Source organism: Frankia sp. Mgl5 (assembly GCF_023242985.1).
GTDB lineage: Bacteria > Actinomycetota > Actinomycetes > Frankiales > Frankiaceae > Parafrankia > Parafrankia soli.
Genome location: NZ_JALKFY010000079.1, coordinates 1 through 282, shown reverse-complemented (window position 1 = coordinate 282; position 282 = coordinate 1). Strand labels below are relative to the sequence as shown.

Annotated in this window: 1 pseudogene; it reads left to right on the top strand. The window is 68.8% G+C overall.

Annotated features, from left to right (window positions below):
- A pseudogene (locus MXD62_RS08445) lies at positions 1 to 153 on the top strand (aminoglycoside phosphotransferase); the annotation flags it as partial.
- Positions 154 to 282 lie beyond the last annotated feature (129 nt).

Below are 282 nucleotides of genomic sequence, written 5' to 3'. Positions count from 1 at the left end.
GGAACCCCACAGGCACCACTACTCACCGTGCTCGGCTCCGTCTACGCGACCAACGAACCCACCGAGAACTCCGACCGGATGTTCCTCTCCATGATCACAAACGCGTGCGCCGCCATCCGCGACCTCGGCACCCTGGACCTGCTCACGCCGTAGCACCCTCGGACCGGGCGGGTGCGGCGAACCCGCCGCACCCGCTTCGCGCACTCCGGGTGTTACCGCTTGTTCAGCTGGCCCGCGTCGACCGGGACGACGGTGCCGGTCACGTACCGCGCGTCATCCGAC